Annotated in this window: 5 protein-coding genes; 3 read left to right on the top strand and 2 right to left on the bottom strand. The window is 60.1% G+C overall.

Annotated features, from left to right (window positions below):
* Positions 1–171: 171 nt before the first annotated feature.
* The 3 genes from AAC035_RS20080 to AAC035_RS20070 all read left to right on the top strand — a co-directional run bounded on the left by AAC035_RS20080 (position 172) and on the right by AAC035_RS20070 (position 1,981).
* Entirely contained in the window at positions 172–639 is a 468-nt protein-coding gene (locus AAC035_RS20080) for a hypothetical protein (RefSeq protein ID WP_201600006.1), read from the top strand.
* Positions 636–959: a rhodanese-like domain-containing protein gene (locus AAC035_RS20075; RefSeq protein ID WP_201600003.1), complete on the top strand. Its 324-nt coding sequence runs from the start codon at positions 636–638 to the stop codon at positions 957–959. The genes AAC035_RS20080 and AAC035_RS20075 overlap by 4 nt, the downstream gene beginning before the upstream one ends.
* 62 nt (positions 960–1,021) lie before the next feature.
* Positions 1,022–1,981: an arsenic resistance protein gene (locus tag AAC035_RS20070; RefSeq protein ID WP_339806891.1), complete on the top strand. Its 960-nt coding sequence runs from the start codon at positions 1,022–1,024 to the stop codon at positions 1,979–1,981.
* A 3-nt stretch (positions 1,982–1,984) separates the two neighbouring features.
* On the opposite strand, the gene AAC035_RS20065 is transcribed toward AAC035_RS20070, so the two are convergent.
* Positions 1,985–2,542 (bottom strand): site-specific integrase, encoded by a 558-nt coding sequence (locus tag AAC035_RS20065; RefSeq protein ID WP_339806889.1) that lies wholly within the window; start codon positions 2,540–2,542, stop codon positions 1,985–1,987.
* 3 nt (positions 2,543–2,545) lie between these two features.
* Positions 2,546–2,995, bottom strand: coding sequence for a hypothetical protein (locus AAC035_RS20060; protein ID WP_339806888.1), 450 nt, complete (start codon positions 2,993–2,995; stop codon positions 2,546–2,548).
* Positions 2,996–3,165: the final 170 nt, after the last annotated feature.

The following is a 3,165-nucleotide window of genomic DNA, read 5'->3' as shown; positions in this document are numbered from 1 at the left end:
GTCTATTACTGCGCCGCGTTTGAGTCCCTGTTGTCACTAACCGATCACCTGGTCGGCGCCTGCTGTCGCGAGTCCAGCGAAAGGTGCGGGCCACGCTGTCCGACGGCCGCTGACAGCGCGGGTGACAACGAGGCGGGACACTAACTTTTCCAATCCAAAAAGGAGCCATCCATGTCAGCCACGATACCCATCAAACCGTCTTTCCCAAGAGCCTTCGGCATTGGCCTTGCGGTCTCGGTCCTCACCGCGATTGTGATGGTGGCCTTGTTGAAGGCGGGTGTTTCACCGTTTCCGAAGCCGCCATCACTGGCTTTTGCCGAGACGTTGCTGGGACGGACCCTGCCACTACCGGCTGGCCTGCTATTCCACACCGCTTACGTGACCTTCTGGTCGGTGGTGTTCGTTCGCTACTTCCCGCGCAAGAGCCTGGCGACCGCACTGGGGCTGGCCGCCGCGCTCTGGGGCGTGATACTGGTGGTGTTCTTTCCGCTGGTCGGATGGGGCGTTGCTGGCCTGGCCATTGGTCCCAAGTTGATCGTCGCCTCCGCGCTGCCACACCTGCTGTTCGGCCTGTTGCTCTGGGGGCTGGACCGTTATTTTGCGCCGGTACAATCCGCCGGCGACGGGAAGGCCTCATGAAAGCGATCAACGCCGACACGCTGCGCGATTGGCAGAGGCAGGGCCGGGAATTCATCCTGGTGGATACCCTGCCGGCCAGGACGTTTGCCGAAGGGCACCTGCCGGGTGCCATCAATCTTGTTTCCGATAATGTTCTCGACGAGGCCCCCGCCGCGCTTCCAGACAAAGACGCGACGATTGTGGTTTATTGTACCAGTGACCGTTGCAAACGGGCCGGTCGTGCCGCTGAGCGCCTGGTCAGTGTGGGCTATACCGACATTCATCATTTTGTGGGCGGCAAAGAAGCCTGGGTAGATCGTGGAGGCGAATTGGAGGCCTGACCGCCCGATTCACTGACGCGGTGACTCACTTTTCGCACTCAATCCTGGAGCCGGATTTTCCCATGCGAGACCAGATGGAACGACATCAATCCTGGATTTACCTGGCCTTTATTCTGGCGGGTCTTGCCGTCGGGATTGCCCTGCCGGACACGGCATCGCGTCTGGAAGCGGGTTTGTGGCCACTGCTGGGCGTTTTGCTCTATGCCACGTTTACCCAGGTGCCTTTGACGCACATTGGCCGGGGGTTACGTGACTGGCGATTCCTGGCGGCGCTTGTGCTGGGCAACTTTGTGATCACGCCCTTGCTGCTCGATGCCCTGGTGGCGTTGCTTCCCCTGTCCCCCGCCGTCCAGGCCGGGGTGTTACTGGTGCTGCTAGTGCCCTGCACGGACTGGTTTATCAGCTTCACCCATCTGGGCAAGGGTGACGCAGGCCGGGCCATTGCCGCCACGCCCGTGCTGCTGGTGGTGCAAATGCTGATGCTGCCGGTCTACCTCTGGTTATTCCTGGGCGGAGCGTGGTTTCAGACGGTGGTGACCAGCCAACTGGTAAGTGCGTTTGTCGGTTTGATTCTTGTTCCCCTGGCGTTGGCCTGGTGCACTGAATACTTTGCCGAGCGCAGTGTTGCGGCCAGGCGTTGGGTGAGCAGTCTGGGGCTGCTTCCCGTGCCGTTGCTGGCCCTGGTCGTGTTTGTCATTGCGGCGTCACAAGTCACCACGGTGGCCGGTCTTACCGCTGTTCTGGTGCCGGTCGCCTTCGTTTTCATCGCCTATCTGGTTTACGCCGCACTGCTGGGCAAGGCTCTCAGCCGCCTGTTCCGGCTTCGCATTCTGTCGGCCAGAACCCTGACGTTCAGCTTTGGTACCCGCAATTCCTTCGTGGTTTTGCCCATCGCGCTGACGTTGCCCGAGGCTTGGCAGGCCGCCGTGGTGGTCATCGTTGTTCAGTCGCTGGTTGAGCTCTTCGGAATGGCCGTTTACCTGGCCTGGATTCCCGGCAAGCTCATGCCTGGCTCAGAATAGCGGTCAGACGTTGCTGGTTTCCGGCTCCCCAAGCAGATCTGCGACCTTGCTGATCAGGCTGCTTGCGGCATTCTGCGTAAACTGTTGGCCTTCCTCGATGTAGCCGCGCACCGTGGCGTCGTGCCTCCATCCGCCCTGGCGTTTGATCTGTTCAAAATCCACGTTTTCCTGGGCGGCAGCGGTGGACAGCCCCCGCCGAAAACTGTGACTGCTCAGCATGGGCGCAATGTCCAGTCCGCACGCCTCGCCCAGGGCTTTTACGATCCGGTTGACGGAACCGGGTGACAGGGCGTTGGGCTGCAACTGGTCCCAGCGGTTGACGGCCCGAAATACCGGGCCAGCCTGAATGTCCGCCTGCACCAGCCATCGTTCGAGCGCACTGACCGGGCAAACCGGCCCAGCGCCTCTCGGCAAAGCTCGCGTCAGTCCGTCGCCGTGCGGGTCGGTTTTGGAGCGCGGCAGGGTCACCACCACCCCTTCCGGCTCCCACGACAGATGAGTCACCTCGATGGCCACCAGCTCACTGCGCCGAAACGCGCCGAAGAAACCTGTCTGCAGCAATGCTCAGTCGCGGTGCTTTCTGAGCGAGTCGGGCTGCTGCTGAAGCGCAGCCAAAAAAGCCGCAACGTGTTCCAGCCGCAACGCCCGAGCCAGCCGCTTCGGGCGACCGTGGGCACGCCGAATACCTTCAAGCGTTTTACGCACGACCGGGTCCCGAACCGGATCACGCAACCCCTGAGTGTGGTGCCATTGCCCAAGAGCAGTCAGGTAAACAGCCAATGTACGGGGGTTGAGGATGGCTGCTTGGTCCGACAGGTAGGCGACCAGCGTTGCCGGCTGTGTGGGTAGGCGCCCGCCCCAACGCTCAAAACTGCGAATGGCCGCACGGTAGGTCCGACGCGTATTGTCGGCGGTGGCCATATGAATGTACGGATTCGCTGAATCGGCCAACACGGTTTGAGATCCATTACGTAATGGAGGCGAGGCTTTTCGATTTGGGGGAGTCGTGTCCATGATCGTTCCGATTCGAGGAGCGCCTTGAAAGGCGAGCATTGTACCGGTGTTACATTGGGAGAATACGATAGTTGGCACTTTAACGCACGTTAATGCTCTTTAACGTGCGTTATGTTTCTTAAATTAACTTTGTTAATTATCTCATAAATAACGTAATATTACATATCACG

It is taken from the genome of uncultured Marinobacter sp. (assembly GCF_963974375.1).
GTDB lineage: Bacteria > Pseudomonadota > Gammaproteobacteria > Pseudomonadales > Oleiphilaceae > Marinobacter.
Note: the sequence above shows the minus strand (reverse complement) of the source record. Positions and strands in the feature narration are given on the sequence as shown.

Bases quoted from the DNA above. Each gene is read 5' to 3' on its own strand.
- AAC035_RS20080 (WP_201600006.1), top strand. From the start codon at position 172: ATGTCAGCCACGATACCCATCAAACCGTCTTTCCCAAGAGCCTTCGGC.
- AAC035_RS20075 (WP_201600003.1), top strand. From the start codon at position 636: ATGAAAGCGATCAACGCCGACACGCTGCGCGATTGGCAGAGGCAGGGC.
- AAC035_RS20060 (WP_339806888.1), bottom strand. From the start codon at position 2,995: ATGGACACGACTCCCCCAAATCGAAAAGCCTCGCCTCCATTACGTAAT.
- AAC035_RS20070 (WP_339806891.1), top strand. From the start codon at position 1,022: ATGCGAGACCAGATGGAACGACATCAATCCTGGATTTACCTGGCCTTT.